The sequence below is a fragment of the Cohnella sp. GCM10020058 genome, from assembly GCF_042683485.1.
Classification (GTDB): Bacteria; Bacillota; Bacilli; order Paenibacillales; family Paenibacillaceae; genus Cohnella.
In genome coordinates, this window is sequence record NZ_JBHUJV010000006.1 from 396,635 (window position 1) to 417,602 (window position 20,968).

General features: G+C 61.0%; 12 protein-coding genes. 8 read left to right on the forward strand and 4 right to left on the reverse strand.

The window, feature by feature from the left end; translation table 11 throughout:
- Window positions 1-89: 89 nt before the first annotated feature.
- The 3 genes from ACFSR7_RS10080 to ACFSR7_RS10090 all read right to left on the reverse strand — a co-directional run bounded on the left by ACFSR7_RS10080 (window position 90) and on the right by ACFSR7_RS10090 (window position 3,300).
- Entirely contained in the window at window positions 90-920 is an 831-nt protein-coding gene (locus ACFSR7_RS10080; protein WP_378161077.1) for a carbohydrate ABC transporter permease, read from the reverse strand.
- On the reverse strand, window positions 917-1,783 hold the full coding sequence (locus tag ACFSR7_RS10085; protein WP_378161078.1) for a carbohydrate ABC transporter permease: 867 nt from the start codon (window positions 1,781-1,783) through the stop codon (window positions 917-919). Before ACFSR7_RS10085 ends, ACFSR7_RS10080 begins: the two co-directional genes overlap by 4 nt.
- 104 nt (window positions 1,784-1,887) lie before the next feature.
- Window positions 1,888-3,300 (reverse strand): ABC transporter substrate-binding protein, encoded by a 1,413-nt coding sequence (locus tag ACFSR7_RS10090; protein ID WP_378161080.1) that lies wholly within the window; start codon window positions 3,298-3,300, stop codon window positions 1,888-1,890.
- A 440-nt stretch (window positions 3,301-3,740) separates the two neighbouring features.
- On the opposite strand from ACFSR7_RS10090, the gene ACFSR7_RS10095 reads away from it, so the two are divergent.
- Window positions 3,741-5,297, forward strand: coding sequence for a glycosyl hydrolase (locus tag ACFSR7_RS10095; RefSeq protein WP_378161082.1), 1,557 nt, complete (start codon window positions 3,741-3,743; stop codon window positions 5,295-5,297).
- A 29-nt stretch (window positions 5,298-5,326) separates the two neighbouring features.
- Entirely contained in the window at window positions 5,327-11,761 is a 6,435-nt protein-coding gene (locus ACFSR7_RS10100) for a glycosyl hydrolase (RefSeq protein WP_378161084.1), read from the forward strand.
- Between the two features lie 586 nt (window positions 11,762-12,347).
- Here the strand turns inward: ACFSR7_RS10100 and ACFSR7_RS10105 are convergent.
- Window positions 12,348-12,707, reverse strand: a complete 360-nt coding sequence (locus ACFSR7_RS10105; RefSeq protein WP_378161086.1) for a hypothetical protein — start codon at window positions 12,705-12,707, stop codon at window positions 12,348-12,350.
- A gap of 415 nt (window positions 12,708-13,122) precedes the next feature.
- Here ACFSR7_RS10105 and ACFSR7_RS10110 point away from each other — a divergent pair, with 415 nt between their 5' ends.
- The 6 genes from ACFSR7_RS10110 (at window position 13,123) to ACFSR7_RS10135 (ending at window position 20,962) form a co-directional block, all read left to right on the forward strand.
- A complete protein-coding gene (locus ACFSR7_RS10110; RefSeq protein ID WP_378161088.1) occupies window positions 13,123-13,974 on the forward strand; it encodes a helix-turn-helix domain-containing protein in 852 nt (283 codons plus the stop codon).
- A 118-nt stretch (window positions 13,975-14,092) separates the two neighbouring features.
- Window positions 14,093-15,631: an ABC transporter substrate-binding protein gene (locus ACFSR7_RS10115; RefSeq protein WP_378161178.1), complete on the forward strand. Its 1,539-nt coding sequence runs from the start codon at window positions 14,093-14,095 to the stop codon at window positions 15,629-15,631.
- A 28-nt stretch (window positions 15,632-15,659) separates the two neighbouring features.
- Complete coding sequence (locus ACFSR7_RS10120) at window positions 15,660-16,583, forward strand: carbohydrate ABC transporter permease (RefSeq protein ID WP_378161090.1); 924 nt, start codon at window positions 15,660-15,662, stop codon at window positions 16,581-16,583.
- On the forward strand, window positions 16,580-17,404 hold the full coding sequence (locus ACFSR7_RS10125) for a carbohydrate ABC transporter permease (protein ID WP_378161092.1): 825 nt from the start codon (window positions 16,580-16,582) through the stop codon (window positions 17,402-17,404). The genes ACFSR7_RS10120 and ACFSR7_RS10125 overlap by 4 nt, the downstream gene beginning before the upstream one ends.
- A 25-nt stretch (window positions 17,405-17,429) precedes the next feature.
- On the forward strand, window positions 17,430-18,812 hold the full coding sequence (locus ACFSR7_RS10130; RefSeq protein WP_378161094.1) for a sulfatase family protein: 1,383 nt from the start codon (window positions 17,430-17,432) through the stop codon (window positions 18,810-18,812).
- A gap of 329 nt (window positions 18,813-19,141) precedes the next feature.
- A complete protein-coding gene (locus tag ACFSR7_RS10135; protein ID WP_378161096.1) occupies window positions 19,142-20,962 on the forward strand; it encodes a sensor histidine kinase in 1,821 nt (606 codons plus the stop codon).
- Window positions 20,963-20,968 lie beyond the last annotated feature (6 nt).

Here is a 20,968-nt window from a genome sequence, read left to right on the forward strand (position 1 = left end):
ATGCAATTAAGATAAAAAATAGCCGACTCGAAGACAGTCCGAAGTTCCATAGCCATCCTCGCTTGCTCGCTTCCAGCCAGGTTACTTTTTCAACCCTTAACCGCCCCTGCCGTCATGCCCGCTACAATCTTCTTGTTGAAGAAAATGAACAGGACGAGCGGCGGGATGGAGATCAGGATGATGTCGGCGAAGAGCAGGTTCCATGATGTGTTGTACAGGCTCGTGAAGTTGTAGAGCGTGAGTTGGATCGTCGCGTTGCGCGCGCCGGGGAAGAAGTAGAGCGGGTTCACGAAATCGTTGTAGATACCGACGGCGGAGAGGACGACCACGGTGGAGGTGACCGGCGCGAGGAGCGGGAAGATCATGCGGAAAAACAGCCGCAGGCTGCCGCAGCCGTCCACGATCGCGGCTTCGTCGATCTCGCGCGGGATGGTGGCCATGAAGCCCTTGTACAGGATCGTCGCGAACGAGATGCCGAGCGCGACCTCGATCAGCACGATGCCGCTCATCGTTTTGAACAGATGGATGGCGTCGAGCACCCAGATCGTCGGCACGATGGCGGGCGGGATCATGAGCCCGGCCAGTACCAGGAAACTGATCGTGCCCGACCACCGGTCCGTCCTGCGCTGCATGACATAGCCGGCCATGGCGCAGACGACGACGAGTACGGCGATCGATAGCAGCGTGATTACGGCGCTGTTCAGGAAAGCCCGCGTTACCATGCCGTCTTGGGCGGTGAGCACGGTTTTATAGTTGTTGTAAATCTCGAACGCGCCAGGCCAGCGGATATCGAGCAACGAGGATTCGGTGCGATTTTTAAAAGAGTTGATGATGACGAAGTAGAAGGGGACCCAGAAAACGACGACGGACAGCAGGATGGCCAGCGCTTCGAGCGCGATGCGGCGGGCGGAGCGGCTCATAGGTCCACCTCTCTCTTGTTCAGGAATCGGAACAGCGGGAAGGCCAGCAGCGAGACGCCGATGAACAGGATGACGTTGCCCGCGGTCGCGAGGCCGTAGAAGCCGCCTTGGTACTGCTTGTAGATGATGGAGGCGATCAGGTCGGTGCTGAAGCCGGGGCCGCCCTTGGTCATCGCCCAGACGAGGTCGAACGAGCGCAGTCCGCCGATGAAGGCGAGGATGATGACGGAGTTCATGGCAGGCGCGGTCAACGGGACCGTAATATAGCGGAACTTGGCGAAAGCGGTGCCGCCGTCAATTTGCAGCGCCTCGTAGTACTCCTCGGGAATCGACATGATGCCGGCGATAAAGATGACCGTCGCCATGCCGACGCCTTTCCACACGTCCACCAGCGCGACGGACAGCAGTGCGATGCCGGTGTCGCCCAGCCAATCGGGACCCGCGATGCCGACCGCCGACAGGCTGCGGTTAATCAGCCCCTGCGTCGGATGCATCATGCTGCTGAAGGCGATGCCGACCGCGATCGTCGAGAGCAGGGTGGGGAAGAAGACGACCGACCGCAGATAGCTTTTGACCCGCAGCGAAGAAGTCAGCGCCACGCCGAGCAGCAGGCCGAAGACGACCTTCAGCGCGCAGGTGACGACGGCGTAGATGAGCGTGTTGCGGAAGCCGATATTCAGCGACGATTCGGAAAAGAAGGTCGCGTAGTTGTCGAAGCCGATGAATTCCCAATCGACCAGGTCCCAGCGCGTCATGCTGAAGAAAAAAGACATGAGCGTCGGCAGCAGGAAAAAGATGAAGTAGACGATGCCGGCGGGCAGCAGGAATGCGTAGGAATAAAATCGCCTGGATGCTTTGGTCATTCTCTCTCGCTCCTATCGGATTCATAAATCGGCCCTGCGGCGATATCGCAGGGCCGATCGATGGGGTGCTTGCTAAAGGCTTCTTGCAAGCTTCTTGCGTTTGTTTACCAGCCTGCCAGTCCGAGCTGCTTGGCTTGTTTTTCAACGTCCTTGTCGTACGCCTTCGCGCTGTCTTCGGGCGACTTCATGCCGGAGCCGGCTTCGACCGTGATTTGCGGCAGGTTCGGGCCCTTGAGCGGCGACAGGAATTCAAGCGCAGGCGCGTTGTTGTTGCTGTCGAAGTAAGGCAGCATATCCTTGACGCCGCCGTATGCATCCTCCGGGAGCGCGGCGCCCTTGATGACATAAGGGCCTTCCGGCTTCGCCTTGGCGGCCATGAGCGCCATTGCCTCAGGCGTGTCGAAGAACGCGAGCCACTTTTTGGCGGCTTCCACGTTTTTGCCGTCCTTGTAGATCGAGATGGCGGCCGGCATCCATACGGTCAGGCCGTTGCTGTCCGCGCTGTCGCCGGGCTGGGCGAAGACGCCGATATCGTCGATCTTGTCGGGATACGTGGCAAATATGTTGGAGAGGGCGAACGTCAGCATCGGATACTGGACGCCCGTGCCGTCGACGAGCATCTTGAGCGCCTGGTCGTAGGTGGTGGACAGGTAGTCCTTGTTCAAATAAGGCTTCATCTCGGCCAGCTTCTCGAAGCTGCGCAGCGCGGCCGGCGTCGTGGCGAACTTGGCCGTGCCCGCCGTGAAGTCGTCGGCAAAAGTCGGCGCTGCGGCTTGCACGTTGAACTGGTCGGCCAGCAGGATGAGCTGCGACGTCCAGCTGTCTTTGTAGGAGCCGATGACGGCCGTCTTGCCCGCGGCTTTGATCTTCTCGTTGTTCGCCTTGAGCTCGTCCCAGGTCTTCGGCACGGACAGTCCCAGCTCGGCGTAAACTTTTTTGTTGTACAGCCAGGCGCCCGCTTGGGAGGAGCCGCTCGGACCGGCGTATACGCGGCCGTTTACGCTGACCGTCGGCTTGAAGGAGTCTACCACGTTGTTCATGAACGGCTCATCGGTGAGGTCGAGGAAGTACTTTTCAGGCTGGAGGGACTTGAAGAGCGAGCCTGCATTGTAAAAGTTGAGATCGTCCATCTCGCCGGTCGCGAGCTTCGTTTTGACGAGGTTGTCGCCTTCGCCGCCGCCGGGACGCAGGTCGAATTCGGTCTTGATATTGTAGCGCTTCTCGATCTCGTCGGTGATCGCCTTGATGCCTTCTGTGGAAGTCTGGTTGTCGATGAGCAGCTTGAGCGTCACCGGCTTTTCGTAGCGCTCGCTCTCCGTAGCGCTTGCGGATGGGCTGGCCGCTGCGGACGAGGCCGGTGCGGAGGCGGATGCCGATGCCGTCGCGGACGGCTCGGATGCGGATGGGCTCGCCGAGGCGGCGCCGTTATTGTCGTTGCTGCCGCAAGCGGACAGCATCGCGGCGGTCAGCAGCGTGCCGGACAGCACAGCGAGCGATTTCTTTTGAGACTTGAGCATGTGAAAGGATCCTCCTTTATTTTCTTCGCCCGCCGGCAAGTGGCCGGTCGGGGAAGCCCCCGTGTCTTATGGCGTCGCCGGGACCGTGTCGGCCCGTGCTTCAAAGTGTAAGGGGCTTCACGCCGGCCGGTAAGTGTCCCATTTTTTGGCCAGCCGTCTGATTTTTTTGGGGATGGTGGGATTTGATAAGACTTTGGGGTTTCGTCTGGCTGGGGAAAATAGAAGGTTTGCGATTGCAGTGGACGGGATGTGCCTTGGGAGCGGTGCAGGAGCGAATGTTGCGATTGCAGACCGCGGAGTGTGTGTCGTAGGGCGATGCAGGAGCGACACTACCTAAAAAATCAGCAGGTCCAGCCAAAAAATGGGGCGATTGTCTCGCTTTATGGAAGCGCATACAGTTAGAGTTGCAGGCACAGAACGATCACTGAGGAGGAAGACTCGTGAGAATCGGTTCTAAACATGGCCTTTCGGCTTCATTATGGGCGCTGCTCGTCGCATTGCTGGCTTGGAACGCATGGCCTTCGGGCGCGCTCGCCGCGGATACGCAGGCGCCGACGGCGCCGGCAAGCCTGACCGCTACGGCGGCTTCGGGCGCGCAGATCAATCTTAGCTGGCCCGCCGCCTCGGACAACGTCGGCGTCACCGGCTACGACGTCTATCGCTACGGCACCAAGATCGCAAGCACGACGGGGACCTCGTACAGCAACACAGCGCTTACAGCATCGACCTCTTACAGCTATGCGATCCGCGCAAAGGATGCGGCCGGCAACGTGTCCGCGTTCAGCCCGACGGCCGCGGCCATCACGACGCCCGTCCCAACGAGCGCGACGGTCAAGAAAGGCGTCGGCTCGTCCAAGTACCTGGCGAGCGGCCAGTCGCAGGCCGACTTCGCGAAGCTGACCAACATCGGCGTCGGCTGGACGTACAACTGGTCTATCGACTACCCCGGCACCAACGGCACTTCTATCGAGTACGTGCCGCAGATCTGGGGGCCGGGCGCGGTCACGTCGTCCACGCTGACCACGATTGCCCAGGGCAAGGCCGCAGGCAAGTTCAAGGCGCTGCTCGCCTTCAACGAGCCGGACCTGTACGAGCAGGCCAACATGTCGGTCGAGTCCGCCGTGGCGCTGTGGCCGACGCTGATGAGCACGGGTCTCCGCCTCGGCAGTCCCGCGGTCGCCATGTCCGCCGAGACCTATGCGTACGGGCAGACGTGGCTTGAGAATTTCATGAGCCAGACCGCGGCGAACGGCTATCATGTGGATTTTATCGCGGTGCATTATTATCCGGACTTCATGAATCCGAACGCGGCCGAGAACCTGCGCATTTCGCTCACGAACCTCTACAACCTGTATCACAAGCCGATCTGGATTACCGAGCTCGGCGCGATCGACGCCGGCCAGCTGTCCGCAACCCCGACTGTAGCGGGCGCCCAGAAGTTTATGACCGAGGCTGTCGCGATGCTGGAAAGCCTGCCGTTCGTCGAGCGGTACGCCTGGTTCGACGACAACTGCTCGAACGACGCCGGCTGCGCCTACACGACGCTTTACGATGCGAGCAACAATCTGACCGCGATCGGCACGACCTACAAGGCGCTGCCCAAGACGCCGCTCTTTCGTTTCGGCTGGACGGCGACTGCAAGCCCCGCCGGCATCGAACCGACGTCCAACATGTTCGACAACAATCCGGCGACGCGCTGGACGACGGGACTGGCGCAGGCATCCGGCCAATATTTCACCGTGGATATGACGGGTTCCCGCACCTTTAGCCGGATCGTCCTGGACGCAAACGGCAGCGGCGACTATGCGCGCGGCTACCAGATATTCGTCTCGAGCAACGGCACGAGCTGGGGCAGCGCCATCGCTAGCGGCACGGGGACGGGAGCGACGATTACGATCGACTTTGCCCCGGTGACCGCCAGATATGTCAAGGTCGTACAGACGGGCACCGCCCCGGCGAATTACTGGTCCGTTCACGAGTTCAACGCTTATAGCTAAATAGAATGACGGAAAAAGGGAGAGTCACAATGAATCGTAAACCGAATTGGAGAAAACGGGGCGGCGCTTCCTTAAGCGCCCTCCTGGCGTTAATCCTGACGCTGTCGCTAGCGTTCGTCGCGCCGGGCAATCAAGCCGCAGCCGCAAACCCGTCGGCAAGTTTGCCCACGGGCGCGCTCGATCCCGCAGGCTGGAAGATTACGACCACGCTTGACGACGGCGCGCCAGATCTGAACGCCATCTCGGCGGCTGTGTTCGACGGCGATCCGTCGACGGCCTGGACGAGCGCCAAAAACCAATCCCCCTGGGGGCTCGTCCTGCAAATCGACATGCAGAAGCAGACTGCGTTCGACTCAATCGCCATCGACGCCGGGGATTCCCCGAACTATGGCAGGGAATACACCATTCAGTCGGATGCGAACTGGTCGGCGACGCTGGCGACAGTGCCCGGTCAGTCCGGCGTGACGGTGATCAAGGTACCGCGGACAACGGCCAGGCTGGTCAACGTTTGGCAGACCGGCAGCCATGCTTCGCCATGGACGGTCGCGGAGGTGCGGCTGTACGACAGCGAGAAGGCCTATCCCGGCGAGTCCGGTCTCGCTGTCCAATGTACGGCGCAGTCCTGCGAGCTGAGCTGGTCCGAGGCCGCCGGTGCCAACGCGTACCGCGTCTACCGCGCGGACGGTCCTGGCGCTGCGTTCGAGCGGATCGGAACCGGCGATGCAGCCGGAACGATTTATTCAGATAAGAACGTCGAGTCGGGCCGCACCTACTTTTACAAAATATCCGCCGTAGTCGGAGGCGTCGAATCCGGCTTGTCTGTCGCGGTATCCGGCATCCCCGGAGACAGTCCGTTCGGGCCGTACGTGCATGTCTTCGATCCATCGATGGGCGCGGCCGCGATCAACGCGGCGGCCGACGCGATCTTCGCCGAGCAGGAGCGGAGCGAATTCGGCAGCGGGCGGCATGCCATGCTTTTCAAGCCGGGCGTCTACGAAGGCGTGAGCGTCAAGGTCGGCTTCTACACGCAGGTGTCGGGCCTCGGGCAGGATCCCGACGACGTCGATATCCGCGGCGCCGTGAATGCGAACGCCGACTGGAACGACGGCAACGCCTTGGTCAACTTTTGGCGCTCCGCCGAGAACTTCAGCGTCACGCCGCCTGCCGGCTCGTCCGCGCAGTGGGCGGTCGCGCAAGCCGCCCCGATGCGGCGCGTGCATGTCAAAGGCCAGCTCGAGCTGTTCGACTTCGACCTGTGGTGGAATGCGGGACTCGCGAGCGGCGGCTTTTTGGCCGACTCCAAAATCGACGGCATGATCGTGCCGGCCTCGCAGCAGCAGTGGTTTTCGCGTAACAATGCATACGGCAGCTGGTCCAACGGCGTCTGGAATATGGTATTCGTCGGAGACGAGAAGCCGCCCTCGGGCATCTTCCCGGCGGATCCGTATACGGTCGTCAACAAGACGCCGCTCATGCGGGAAAAGCCGTACCTCTTTCTCGACGAAGAAGGGGCTTACGAGGTGTTTGTCCCGTCGGTATCCAAGGACAGCCAAGGGGTAAGCTGGCAAAACGGATCTACGCCGGGCACCTCGGTTCCGCTAGACCGTTTCTATATCGCGAGCCCGGACGGCTCCGACGCGGACAGCATCAACGCCGCGCTGAGCGAAGGCATGAACGTGCTGTTTACGCCGGGCATCTACCATCTGTCCGATACGATTCGCGTCAGCCATCCGAACACCATCGTCATGGGGCTCGGCTTCGCCACCCTGATTCCGCCCGAAGGCAAAGCCGCGATGACCGTGGCGGACGAAGACGGCATCATCGTCTCCAGCCTGCTGTTCGACGCGGGCGCCGCCGGTTCTCCGGAGCTGCTCCAGGTCGGACCCGATGGCGCAAGCCGGGACCACGCGGCGAATCCGATCTCGCTGCACGATCTGTTCTTCCGCGTCGGCGGCGCGCATGCCGGCAAGACGGACGCGAACCTGGTCATCAACAGCGACGATGTCATCGGCGATCACTTCTGGATCTGGCGCGCGGATCACGGCGCGAGCGCAGGCGGGTGGCGGACGAACGACTCGATGAACGGGCTCGTCGTGAACGGCGAGGACGTCACCGTCTACGGCTTGTTCAATGAGCACCACAATGCCTATCAGACGCTCTGGAACGGCGAACGCGGACAGCTCTACTTTTACCAATCCGAAATTCCGTACGAGGTGCCCGATCAAGCGTCGTGGATGAGCGGCGGCGGAAAGGTGAACGGCTACGCTTCCTATAAGGTGGCGGACGGCGTTAAGGACCACGAAGCGTGGGGCCTCGGCGTTTACTCCTATTTCAGGGATGCCGTCGTGAAGCTGGACAGCGCGATCGAGGTGCCGGACGTGCCGGGCGTGAAAATCCATCATGCGACCTCCGTGCTGCTGGCGGGCAACGGCGAGATCAGCCATGTCGTCAACCGGACGGGCACGGCGGCTACGCAGGGCGGCGTCCGCCAGACCGTCGCCGAGTATGCGGGCGGAGACGGCAGCGTCGTCTGGACGGCGCTGGATCGCGCAGGCTGGATCGCATCGGCATATAAGGATGCAGGCGGAGATTCGACCGCGGCGAATGCGATCGACGGCAACGCCGGCACGCGCTGGGCGAACCGGGAAGCGCAGCTGCCGTCGGGGGACCAGTGGTTTCAAATCGATATGGGGGCGGCCCGCGCCTTCGATCGCGTGAAGATCGAGTCGGGCGGCGATTATGGACGCGGCTACCGTATCCAGGTTTCGGACGACGGGGCAGCCTGGACAGATATCGCTTCGGGGGTAGGCTTGGAGACGATCGATGCGACTGTCGGACGGCAAACCGCCCGTTACATCCGCATCGTTCAGACGGGGACGGCGTCCGCCAACTGGTGGTCGATTAACGAGATTAACGTTTATGTCAGCGGGGCGGCTACGCCTGCGACCGGCATCGCAGTGGAGCCGGCAGCGCTCGATCTGAAGGAACGGCAGGCTGTCATACTGAAGGCTGTCGTCAGTCCGGCGGACGCGAGCGATCGAACGGTAACCTGGCATTCCAGCGATCCGGCCATCGCCATGGTAGATAACGCCGGCAGAGTCACGGCTCTTCGGACGGGGCGCGCCACGATTACAGCGACGACAAACGATGGCGGCTTTTCGGCGGACTCCGTCGTCTCGGTCATTGCCGGCGATCCACAGCCACAGCCGATTGCCGTCAAGAAAGGCGTCGCCGCGATCAAGTATTTGTCGACCGATCCTGCCAAGCTGGCGGATGTCGGCGCGGGCTGGACGTACAATTGGTCGATCGACTATTCAGGCAGCCTGACCGGCATGGACTATGTTCCGATGCTGTGGGGACCGGGCGCGGTGACGGACGATACGATCGCGAAGCTGAAGGAAGGTAAGGCGGCGGGAAGGTACGACAGCGTGCTGGGGTACAACGAGCCCGAGCTGGCGGAGCAGTCCAACACAAGCGTGGCCGACGCGATCAAGCTGTGGCCGCGGTTGATGGATACGGGACTGCGGCTTGGCAGTCCAGCCGTCGCGTATACGTACGACAATTCTTACGCGGCAGGCAAAGGCTGGCTGGACGATTTCATGACGCAGACGGCGGCGGCCGGCTATCCCGTCGACTTTATCGCGCTGCATGTTTATCCGGACTTCACCGATCCGGAAGCGGTTGCCAAGCTGAAAAGCACGCTTACGGCCATTCACGACAAGTACGGCAAACCAATCTGGATCACGGAGATTGGGGCCATTCCGTTCGGTACGACCTATCGGACGCCGACCCAGGCGCTTGCGTCTTCGTTCGTCGCGCAGCTGCTGCCGATGCTGGAATCGCTGCCTTTCGTCGAGCGCTACGCCTGGTTCGGAGACAATTGCGCGCATGATCAAGGTTGCGCTTACACGTCGCTGTACGATCTTTCGGATCGGCTGACCGCGACCGGCGAGGCGTTCAAAGATCCGGCAAGCGTACCGCCTTCAGGGCCGGAGGACGTGCAGCTGGAGCGCGCGGGCTGGCATGCGGCAGCCTCGTCAACGGCCTTCGGCGCGGCGCCTGAGTTCGCCTTCGACGGCGATGCCGGGCGGCAATGGTCTACCGATGCCGGGCAGGTCGGCGGGGAGTGGTACTTGCTCGACATGGGCAAAACGAATCGCACGAACGGCCTCTGGCTGGATGCGGGCGCGAACGCGACGTTCGACTATGCGAGAGGATACCGGGTGGAGCTGTCCGCCGACGGCGAGCGCTGGACGACCGCAGCGACGGGTACCGGCAGCGCCCAACTGCTCAGAGTGAGCTGGACTGCACAGGATGCGCGGTATATCAAAGTGACGCAGACGGGCTACGACGGCTTTTGGAGATGGACGATTAACGAGCTTAACGTCTTCGGCCCGGGCAGCGTACCTGCCGATCCGCTGGCGATCGCGAAGCCTGTTGAAGGCGCGACGCTTCCGGCCGCGCGGCCCGACGTCGCTTACGACTTGGCGCTAGCGCTTGAAGCCACGGGCGGATCCGCTCCTTATTCGTGGTCAGTATCGGGGCTGCCGGAGGGATTGCGCTTCGACGCTGCGAGCGGGAAAATAACGGGTTTCGTAGCGGATGGAGCTGTAGCCGCGAGTCCGTATGCGGTCACGATCTCGGCGAAGGATGCGAACGGCGAGACGGCATCCGTAACGAACACGCTGGCGGTCGGTGAGGCGCTGGGCATCGGGCAGCCGGCAAGCGGAAATGCGATCCCGTCCGCTAAGGTTGGCGCGGCATACAGTATGCAATTGGCGGCTTATGGCGGCACCGAGCCCTACACCTGGGCGGTGACGGGACTGCCGGAAGGGCTTGCGCTGGATGCTGAGACGCAGAAGATTAGCGGCGTACCGGCTGCGGGCACGGATGTCGGCAGCCCGTACGAGATCGTCATTCGCGTGACGGATTCCGCCAATGTTTCCCGGGAAATGACGGCATCTCTCATCGTCGGGCCATCGGATCCGGTCGATCCGACAGATCCAGGCGATCCGGGCACAGTCGAGCTGACAATTGTAGCGCCAACTGCCGGCAGCGCGCTCGTATCGGGCAATGAAGGCAGCGCTTATGATCAAGCGTTGACGCTGACAGCCACGGGCGGCACGGAGCCGTATACGTGGAGCGTGAGCGGATTGCCGACAGGGCTGACATTCGATCCTGCGACACTGCACATTTCCGGTACGCCGACGAGCAGCGGCACGTTCCCGCTGACGATTACGGCGACGGATGCGGAGGAACGCACGGCAACGGTGGCGGCAAGCCTGACGATCGCGCCGATCTATGTACCGCCGTACGTCCCGCCGGTGACGACGCCGAACACGGGAACTGGAACGGGTACGCCATCGGCAGACGGCATGCTTAAGGTGACGGACGCGATGCTGACGGTGGGCGACGCAGGTGCATCCGTGACGCTGCCTGTCGGCACGAAGACGGTGCAATTGCCGATGAGCTTGCTCGGCAAGGCGGAAGGCAAGAGCCTGGCGCTGAAGGCGGGCGACCTGTCGCTCACGCTGCCGGCAGCCGTGCTGAAACAGCTGGCGGCCGCGATTCCGGCGGATCGCCTCGGCGATGCGCAGGTGCAGGTATCGTTCAAGGCAGTCGACGCGGCTGAGGCTGCGCAGGCGGTTGGAGGTTCCACCGACGTTACTGCCGTACGCCTTGCAGGCGACGTCATTGAGTTCACGCTGACTATTGTCGTTGGCGACGCAAGCACGGCCGTGACGACGTTCGACGCGCCGATCACGCTGTCGCTGAAGGCGGATGGCGTCACGAATCCGAAGCTCGGCGGTATCTTCTACCTGACGGGCAACGGACAGCGGCAGTATGTCGACAGCAAGTATGTCGACGGTACGTATGTCGCGCAGATTCACCACTTCAGCAAGTATGCGGTGCTTGAAGTCACCAAGAACTTCGCCGACGTCCCGGCTTCGCACTGGGCGATCGACGTGATCAAGGAGCTGGCGGCCAAGCAAATCGTCGGCGGTACGAGCGAGACGACGTTCGAGCCGGGCCGCACGATCACGCGCGCCGAGTTCACGCAGCTGCTGGCAGGCGCGTTGAAGCTGACGGACGAAGGCACGCAATCCTTCGCCGACGTATCGGCAGGCGCTTGGTACGCGAAGCCGATCGCGCTGGCAGCGGAAGCCGGCATCGTGACGGGCCGCGGCGACGGCACGTTCGATCCGGGCGGCGCGATCACCCGCCAGGAGATGGCGACGATGATCGTGAAGGCGTACCACTACCTGCACGGCACCGCGGCAGGTTCCGGCGCAGGCGCAAGCTTCGCCGACGCGGACCGCATCGCGGCCTGGGCGGCGCCTTACGTGGCCGAAGCCTCGTCGCTCGGCCTGCTGTCCGGCCGGGGCGCAGGACAGTTCGCGCCGCAAGGCGTGACGACGCGCGCCGAAGCCGCGCAGTCGGTGTACAATTTGCTGCAGAAGTAACATCGTACAAGAACGGTACAAGAACGGTACAAGAACGGTACAATAACGGTACAAGAACGGTGCAAGAACGGTACAAGAACGGTACAAGAACGGTGCAAAAACGCTGTAAGAACGCCAAGCCCCCGGGCTTGGCGTTTTTCTGCGCAGCGGCGGGGGGGCGCCGAGGCATCGGGGGAATCAGGGGCGTCGGAAGTGTCGGGGCATAGGCAGCATCGGGATCGTCGGAGGCGATAGTGGTTAAAAGACATCTATTTCCGCGTCGTAATTGCAAAATGAACAAATTAGTTGCTATAAGGCAGTAAATTGCCTCAAGAAGAGGCAGAAACGCCCATCTCGCAGGAATTAAATGCCTTCTGACACTTATATGCTTTGGCGCGGATCGATGAGGGGAAATAACTGCTTTTCAGCAACTAATCGATCGGCGGCGGTAGAAGAAGTCGTCTCTGCCTAAGCAGCAAGGCATGTTCACACTGATCTGCCCAAAGGCAGCCGACACGCGCCGCCGCACCCCGCGTGGGGAGCTGCGCGAAAAGAGAGCCCCATGAGCGCAGTATGGTGTTTGACTCACGCTTGCTGCGGATACGCCTCAGACGCGGGCCAGCTTGAGCAGCCAGCTGGAGGTACGGTCCAGCGTCCGCGTATTCCGCGCGCTATTGCGGACGGAAATGTTGAGAAAAATCCGGACCCCGTCGCCGGTCGTGTTGTTGAATAGCACCTTGTTAGGCGTCAAGTCGCCTGCCCCGCCCCTCGCGGTAAACGTTCCGGTCGAAGGCAAGGCTTCGATTTTGAAGACAAAAGCGTCGTTGGACAACAGGAAATTCAAACTTTTCAGCACCAGCTTTTTGCCTTTTGGCACATCGATCACGATCGTCTGGACATCGATGCCCTTTCCGGCACCTAGCGAGATCGGCGACTTTCCGCCAACGATTCCGTTTAATTGAAGCACGCCGTCACCTCCTGAGGGAATATACAGCAGGTTATTCCAGGCGCAAGGGACAAGTTTGGACGTTTGTCCGAGTCGGGAAGCGGAGCGGACGAACGTCGCAATTAATCGAGTCTCGGCAATGCGATAAGTCGAGCGGCTTGCGAGCGGTTAAAGGAAGCGCCCTGAAGGGCTATCCTGACAGAAGGGGATATCGTTAAAACGACTGAAAGCAAGGTTGGTTACAGAGACCACGACCCGCAATAGTTGACCCCGGCGCGAAGAATCGTTACGGTTATGCTAGGAAAAAGATCGTGCGGCGGGGAGATGATCCGCCGATTCTACAATCGTGACCAAGCGTTTCTGGAAAATCGGCAAAAGGTGTTGGACGAACTGTTCCGCGACGACGAGGACGAGCGATAGGAAGGAGGGGGCGGGCATGTCGTATGAAGTTCACGACCAGCTGCGCATCGCCGTATTGAACGTGACGAAGGTTCAGTACAAGTCCAGAATCATTTTCGATTACGTCCAATCCTGCTATACCGTCTCTTATATCCAAAAGGGCGAGGTCATCACGACATTCGAGGACAAGGAGTTCGTAGCCAAGACGGGAGACGTGATGATTCACCGTCCGCACAAGCCGTTTAACGTCATTTCCCAGACCGACGGCGTGCACTACTTGTTCAACGTCGACATTAAGGTCAAGGGGGAGCAAGATTTTTTCGACGTATTTCCGCTCGGCAAGGTGGTCAAGGTGCGTGACCCCGGTCTGTACGAAAAAAAGTTCGACGAGCTCCGGAGCTTGTGGCTGCAGGAGGAAGACGATTTCCGCACCGTGCAGACCGGCTTCCTGGCCTTCTTCCTGCTGCACGAGATTCTCGAGAGCACGAAGCTGGGGGAGCGGCGGTCCTCGCGGGACCCGATCGTCACGGACCGCTTCAACAACGCGCTGCATTATATCGAGAACGGGCTCGAAGAAGACATTTCCCGCGAGGAGCTCGCCCAGATCTACCATATGAATCCGGTTTACTTCAGCCGGGCGTTCCAGAAGATCTACGGGATCACGCCGATGAAGATGCTCAAGAAGATGCGGCTGCAAAAGGCCAGGCAGATGCTCGAAAATACGGATTATACGATCGATCACATCGCGCAGCATAGCGGGCACTACGATGCGGCGCACTTTAGCCGGGCGTTCCAGAAAGCGTTCGGACAATCGCCGACCGATTATCGCAAAAGTATCAAAATTACAAGAAGAAGCATCGTCCCTACATGGTTCGATTATGAAATATAAACTAACATAAACTTCAAGAAACCTTGCCGGCGGCATTAAAAACGCTGCCGCATCGGGAATCTTGAAGTTTTTTTTGTTCTGCGGATCCAACCAAATCAGAGGGGGATTATCGTTGAGAATGAAATGGAAGCATGCAGGAGCGCTCGTGTCCATGGCACTAATCGTACAAGCGGTAACCGCTTGCTCAGGATCCTCGAATAACGGGTCGGGCAGCGAATCGGCAAGCTCGCCTTCCGCATCCGCCGGCGCGTCCGCCAGCCCTTCTTCCTCGGCTGCGGCTCCGTCTTCGCCATCCGGCGAGCAGGTCACGCTCCGGATCATGGATTGGGCCGACAGCGAGAAGTCCTACCGCGAGCAATTCATCAAAGACTTCGAAGCGAAATACCCGAACATTAAGATCGAATATACGCTGCTGACGGTCGACCAGTTCCAGAATACGATTCTGACCGCCATCAAATCGGGCGACGCGCCCGACCTGTTCCCGATCCCCGCCACGATGAAGCTGAGCACGGCGGTGAAGGAAGGCTGGTACCAGCCGCTCGACGCTTATCTCGACGACGCGTTCAAGAGCAGCTTCGTGGACGGCGCGTTCACCGAAGGCACGACGATGCTGGACGGCAAGATCTATTCGATCCCCGCGCTCACCGGCGTACCCAGCACGCTCGTTTTTTACAACAAGAAGCTCTTCCAGGAAGCCGGCCTCGATTCGAACAATCCGCCCAAGACGTACGGCGAATTACGCGAGGCCGCCAAGCAGATCACGGCCGCCGGGAAAGGCAAGTATTACGGCATTATCGAAGGCGGCAAGCAGATCGGCCGCTGGAAGCTCGCCGCGACCGAATGGTCGGCGCTCGCTGGCAGCGGCTTCGCCTCCGAATCGCCGGTCAGCCTGAAGGACGGACAGGCCGCCTACGACTCCAAGGCCGTGCTGGGCGTATTCGATTTGTTCAAGGGACTGAAGCAGGACGGCAGCTACCATCCGAAAACGATGAGCCTCTCCGCGCCGGAAGCCCGCGCCCTGTTCGCCGAAGGACAGGCGGGATTCATCGTTCAGGGCGAATGGAACGTCGGCACCTGGACGAAGAACAATCCGGATCTGGACTTCGGCGTCATGGCGCCGCCGGTGCCGGACGACGGCCAGAACGGCTATTTGCCTCGTTCGACCTATGCGCCGTGGATCGGGATGTCCGCTTCCACCAAGCATCCGGAAGAAGCCGCCATCTATCTCAAGGAATACTTCAGCAAGGACTACCAGTCCGTCCTCGTCAAGAACGGCGATCGCTTCTCGATCCTGAAGGACGTCAACGAGTCGTCCGCGGACATCCCGCAGTTCAAGCAGTACTACGAGATCGTGCAGCAGTACTCGCGCCTCGTGCCGAGCGTGGCGGTGCGCAATCCCGAAGCGTCGGCCGTCATGGCGAGCTTCAAGGACCCGAAGCCGGGACTCGGCGACATTCTCCAAGGCGTCGTCGCAGGTTCGCTCAAGGATCCCGCGGCCCCGCTGAAGCAGCTGTCGGGCCAGATCGACAAGGCGCTGGATGCGGCGATCGCGCAGGCCAAGACAGGAGGCGCGAAGGTCGAGCGCAGCGATTTCTCCTTCCCGAACTGGAGCCCGGACAAGGATTTTTCCGCCGAAGACTATCAAGCGCTGAAGTGACGGCCGCTCGGCCGACGGGGAGGACAACATGGGACGGACCGCTGAGACCAAAAAGTCGCGCCTGAAGATTCAGGCCTGGTGCTGGTTGTTTTTAACGCCCACGCTGCTGCTTTTCCTGGCGTTTCAAGCCTGGCCGATCGTGGCCGGCGTGTACTACGCCATGCTGGATTGGTCGGGTCTGACGTCGGACGCGACCTTCGTGGGGACGGACAACTTCGTTAACGTGGCGAACGATTATTACTTCTGGAACGCGTTCAAAAACAGCTTTAAATTCATGCTCGGCGTCGTACCCCTGCACCTGTTCGTCCCGCTCGTCCTCGCCGTCGTCCTGAACCGTCCGGGCCTTCGGGGCGCGAGCTTCTATCGCACCTTGATCTTCCTGCCCGTCGTCACGACGACGTCGATCGTCGGGATCATCATGGTGTTCATCTGGGGGAGCGACGGCGCCGTGAACGGCGCGCTGCACGGCATCGGGCTGCTCGATGAGCCGATCGACTGGCTCGGCAATCCGAGCTGGTCGATGTTCACGGTCGTGATCGTATCGGTGTGGAAAAACCTCGGCATCAACATGGTGTATTGGCTGGCCGGGCTGCAGAGCATTCCGAGGGAGCTCTACGAGGCGGCGGAAATGGACGGCGCGCGCGGCTCGAAGTTGTTCTTCCGCATTACCGTGCCGCTGCTTCTGCCCATCGGGGCGGTCATCCTGCTGTTGAACGTCGTCAACTCGCTCAAGGCGTTCGACCTGATCAAGACGATGACCAACGGCGGGCCGTTCTTCGCCACCGACGTCGTCTCGACTTATATTTACCGTTATGCATTCTCCAGCGAGATGGGACTGCCGCAGCTCGGCTACGCCGCCGCCGCGGGCATCTTCTTCGCCGTCACGATCTGCGTGCTGGCCGTGGCGCAGAATGTGATCACCAAGCGGATAAGGGGGCGGTCGCCGCTATGAGAACGCTGAAGAAGCCGTTATTTCACCTCGTTATGCTCGCGTTCTGCTTCGTCTGGATCTACCCGTTTCTGTGGATGCTGTCGGCCGCCTTCAAGACGGACGGCGAGTTTTTCTCGAACGGCCTCAAGCTGATTCCGGCGCAATTTCGGCTGGATAACTTCAAGCGCGCCTGGGAAGGCGCGAACTTCGACACCTACTTCCTGAACAGCGTCGTCATCTCCGCGAGTACAATCGTGTTGGTTCTCTTCGCGACGGCGACCTGCGGTTACATTATGGGCAGACATTCGTTCCGCGGCAAAAAGCTTGTGTTCGCGTTCCTGGTGGCCAGCATGTTCGTGCCGATGGAGTTCGCGATCATCCCGATTTTCGACCTGATTAAAAATCTCGGTCTCATGAACAATTTGCTCGGCGTTATTCTGGCGGAGGCGGGCGGCAACCACATCATTTTTATCCTGCTGTTCGCCACGTTTTTCCGCGAGATTCCAAACGAACTGGAGGAAGCGGCCGTCATGGACGGCAGCGGATTTTTCCGGACGTTCGCGCAGGTCATGCTGCCCCTGGCCAAGCCGGTCGCCGGCAGCGTGACGATCATGCAGTTCATCTGGTCGTGGAATTCGTTCATGCTGCCGCTGATCCTGACGCTCAGCAAGCCCGATCTGCGTCCGCTCGCGGTCGGCCTCTATGCGCTCCAAGGCGAGAACGTCGTCGACTGGACCGGCATCGCGGCGGGCGGCGCGATCGCGATCCTCCCGATCGTCGTCATCTTCCTGCTGCTCCAGCGCTTCTTCGTAGACGGGGTCGCCGGAGCGGTCAAAGGTTAAATACAGCAAAGGCGGGTAACGCATAATGAGAATTTTGTATCTCGATCTGGATTCGCTTCGTCCCGATCATCTGGGCTGCTACGGCTACCACCGCGACACTTCACCGAACATCGACGCGATCGCGGGGGAAGGCGTGCGCTTCACGAATTACTACTGCTCGGACGCGCCTTGCCTGCCGTCGCGCTCGGCCCTCATGTCCGGCCGGTTCGGCATTAAGAGCGGCATCGTCGGGCACGGCGGCACCGCGGCGGACATGCGCCGGGACGGCGAGACGCGCGGCTTCAACGACCGGCTCGCGATGGAGAGCCTGCCTGCCGTCCTGCGTCAAGCGGCGATGAAGACGGCGTCAGTCAGCACGTTTTCGGAGCGGCACTCGGCCTGGACGTTTAACGCAGGCTTCAACGAAGTGTTCAACGTCGGCGGCAAGGGCGGGGAGTCGGCGGAGCAGGTGCTGCCGGTCGCGCTCAAGTGGCTGGAGGACAACGGGGCGCAGGACGATTGGTTCCTGCACCTGAACTTCTGGGATCCGCATACGCCGTACCGCGCGCCGGAGGATTACGGCAGCCCGTTCGCGGACGATCCGCTGCCGGACTGGCTGACCGAGGATGTCTTCGAGCGCCATCTGGCGAAGAAGGGCCAGCACAGCATCGACGACATGAACGCGCTCGCCAAGTCGCATTATTACCGGCACCCGCGACACGGCAAAGCGATCGAGCGGCGGGAAGACCTGCGGGTCATCCTCGACAACTACGACGCCGCGATCCGCTACATGGACGAGCATGTCGGCAGGGTGCTCGCCAAGCTCGGCAGCCTCGGCGTGCTGGCGGATACGGCCATCTTGATCAGCGCGGACCACGGCGAAAATATGGGCGAGCTCGGCATCTATTCCGAGCACGGGACCGCGGACCAGGCGACCTGCCGCATCCCGATGATCGTCCGCTGGCCGGGCGGCGCGCAGGGCGCCGTCGACGAGGGGCTGCATTATCACCTCGATCTGGGGCCGACGCTGGCCGGCCTGCTCGGCATCCCGGCCGCGCCGTCCTGGGACGGGGAGAGCTATGCGGACGCGGTGCTGCAGGGCGGGGCCGCGGGGCGCGATTACCTCGTCGTCTCGCAGTGCGCGCACGTATGCCAACGCAGCGTTCGCTTCGGGGACTGGCTGTACATCCGCACCTATCACGACGGCCATCACGGCTTCCCGGGAGAGATGCTGTTCGATCTCAAAAGCGATCCGTTCGAGCAGCGCGATCTGGCCGGAGAGCGCCGGGATATCTGCAAGGAGGCCGTCTATCTGCTGAACGAATGGCACGACGGGATGATGGCCTCGATGCCGTACGACACGGACCCGCTGTGGACGGTCATGCGCGAGGGCGGGCCTTACCATGCGAAGGATTATGCGAAGAAATAGAGAGCTGGAATCGCCAAGAAGCCGCCCGGATCGCCGGGCGGCTTTTCAAGGCGGATCGGAATCCCCGGGCAGTCGCCGGGCATCTTTATTTTTTACTGTCCATCTTGGATCATTCCACTTTAGTCGCATGCGGCCCGCGATAAATAATAGAGTTTGCAAGGGGTTGCCACGGCAAGCGCCGCGGCAATCCCTCTTCCCCGTCCGTCCGCGCCATCTGTAGCGCTTGGGCATCGTGCGCGATCGATTGTTGGATGCAAGCTTCATTTATATAATAATTGCATACGCTTTCGCCGAGTGAATGTCACACGAGGAGAAGGGACGCGAGCGCCATGATACGCAGGATCGGCCGGACGATCGCCGAGATGTACCGCAAGCACTTTGCCCAGAAGCTGTTCAACAAGATTCTGCTGATCTATGCCGCCGTGGTGATCGTGACGCTGGCCGCCTTGTCCTTCTTTATCTATCACTACTTCACGCAGTACCTGCTGAACAAGGAGATGGCGCGGGAGCGCGAGGCCGTGGCCAATATCGGCGCTTACCTCGATCAGCGCGTCGACGCCGCCAGGCTGATCCGGGAAAGCCTTTATTCGAACAACACGCTCATGCAGGACGTCTCCTCTCTGCTGCAGGAGGGCTACGCCAGTTATTTGGACACCAGCTTCAAGCGGTACTTCAACGACGGCTCGTTCGCTTACGACCCGCTTAAACCGTTGTCCACGTTTTTCAACGGCGGGTTCGACATCGAGTCGCTTGTGTTCGTCGGACGGTCGGGAGAGCGGTACCGCGTCAACGAGCAGCTATCGCTGGAGATCTTGTCCGCGAACGGCCGGCAGCCGGAGGCGCTCTACGCGTCGGGCGAAGGCGCGGGGGCGCAGAGCGGGGCGTATCCCGTCGACGGCGCGGAGGCGGAAGGAACGGAGCTGTACGCCGTCGATGCGGAGCTGAAAAATCCGACGACGCTGGCGCCGATCGGCAAGCTCGTCGTCCGATTCCGAGCGAGCGGGTTGGAGAAGCCGAATCAGCGTCTAAAGCCGGATATGAAAGGCTATCTGCTGGCGCTTACGCGGGATGGAGACGTCCTCTACGACTCCAATGGCTTCTGGACCGGCCGGCGCTATCCGGTCGAGCATCTGCTGAACGGCGATGCGCCGAAGCCGAGAGACGATCAGCGGGCGTACTACACCGTATCGACGTCCAACCAGGCTGGCGTCATCGTCGCGGGGGCGGTGCCCTACGAGGAGATGCGGGCGGGTACGCAGGTGCTCAAGCGCTGGATTCTGATCCTGACGGCGCTATGCATTTCCGGCTCCGTCCTCCTCACGTATATTCTGATCCTGCGATTTTCCAAACGTACCAAAGTGATCGTAAGAGCCATGGAAAAGCTGGACATCGGCCAATGGAACGTCCGGATTCCGTTGACCAAGGGGGACGAGCTGTATCAGATCTCTTCCAACTTCAACCGGATGTGCGAGCGAGTGAATCACTACATCGAGAAAGTGTACGTCTCCGAGATCAAGCAGAAAAACGCCGAGATCGTCGCCATGCAGATGCAGATCAATCCGCATTTCCTGTACAACACGCTGGAGGCGATCCGGATGAATGCCGTAGCGCACGGCGTGCCGGAAGTCGGTCATTCGATTTTCTTGCTGGCGACGCTGTTCCGTACCTCGCTGAAGAGCGCGATGATCGTCGAGCTCTCCGAGGAAATGGAGCGATGCCGGCTGTACCTGGAGCTGTTCCAGATCCGCTTCCCGGAGCGGCTGCAGGTAGAGATAGACATGCCCGAGGAGATCGCGAGGCACGACATCGTGAAGCTGTCCGTGCAGCCGCTGGTCGAGAACTACGTCCTGCACGGCTTCCGTGCGGATCGCATGGACAACCGGCTCCGCGTCGAAGGCTCGGCAGAGGCGGACGCGGTCTTCGTGCGGGTCGGCGACAACGGCAGAGGCATTCCGCTGGCGGAGCTGCTGAAGCTCCGGCGCTCGCTCGGCATGAAGGACGAGCCGGCCGAAAACGGCTCCATCGGCCTTCGCAACGTCCATATGCGATTGCAGATGGTCTACGGCGGGGACTACGGCTTGACGATAGACAGCACGGACGGCGTCGGGACGGAGGTTATCCTGAAGATCCCCGCCGGCCGCAAGGAGTGAGCCATC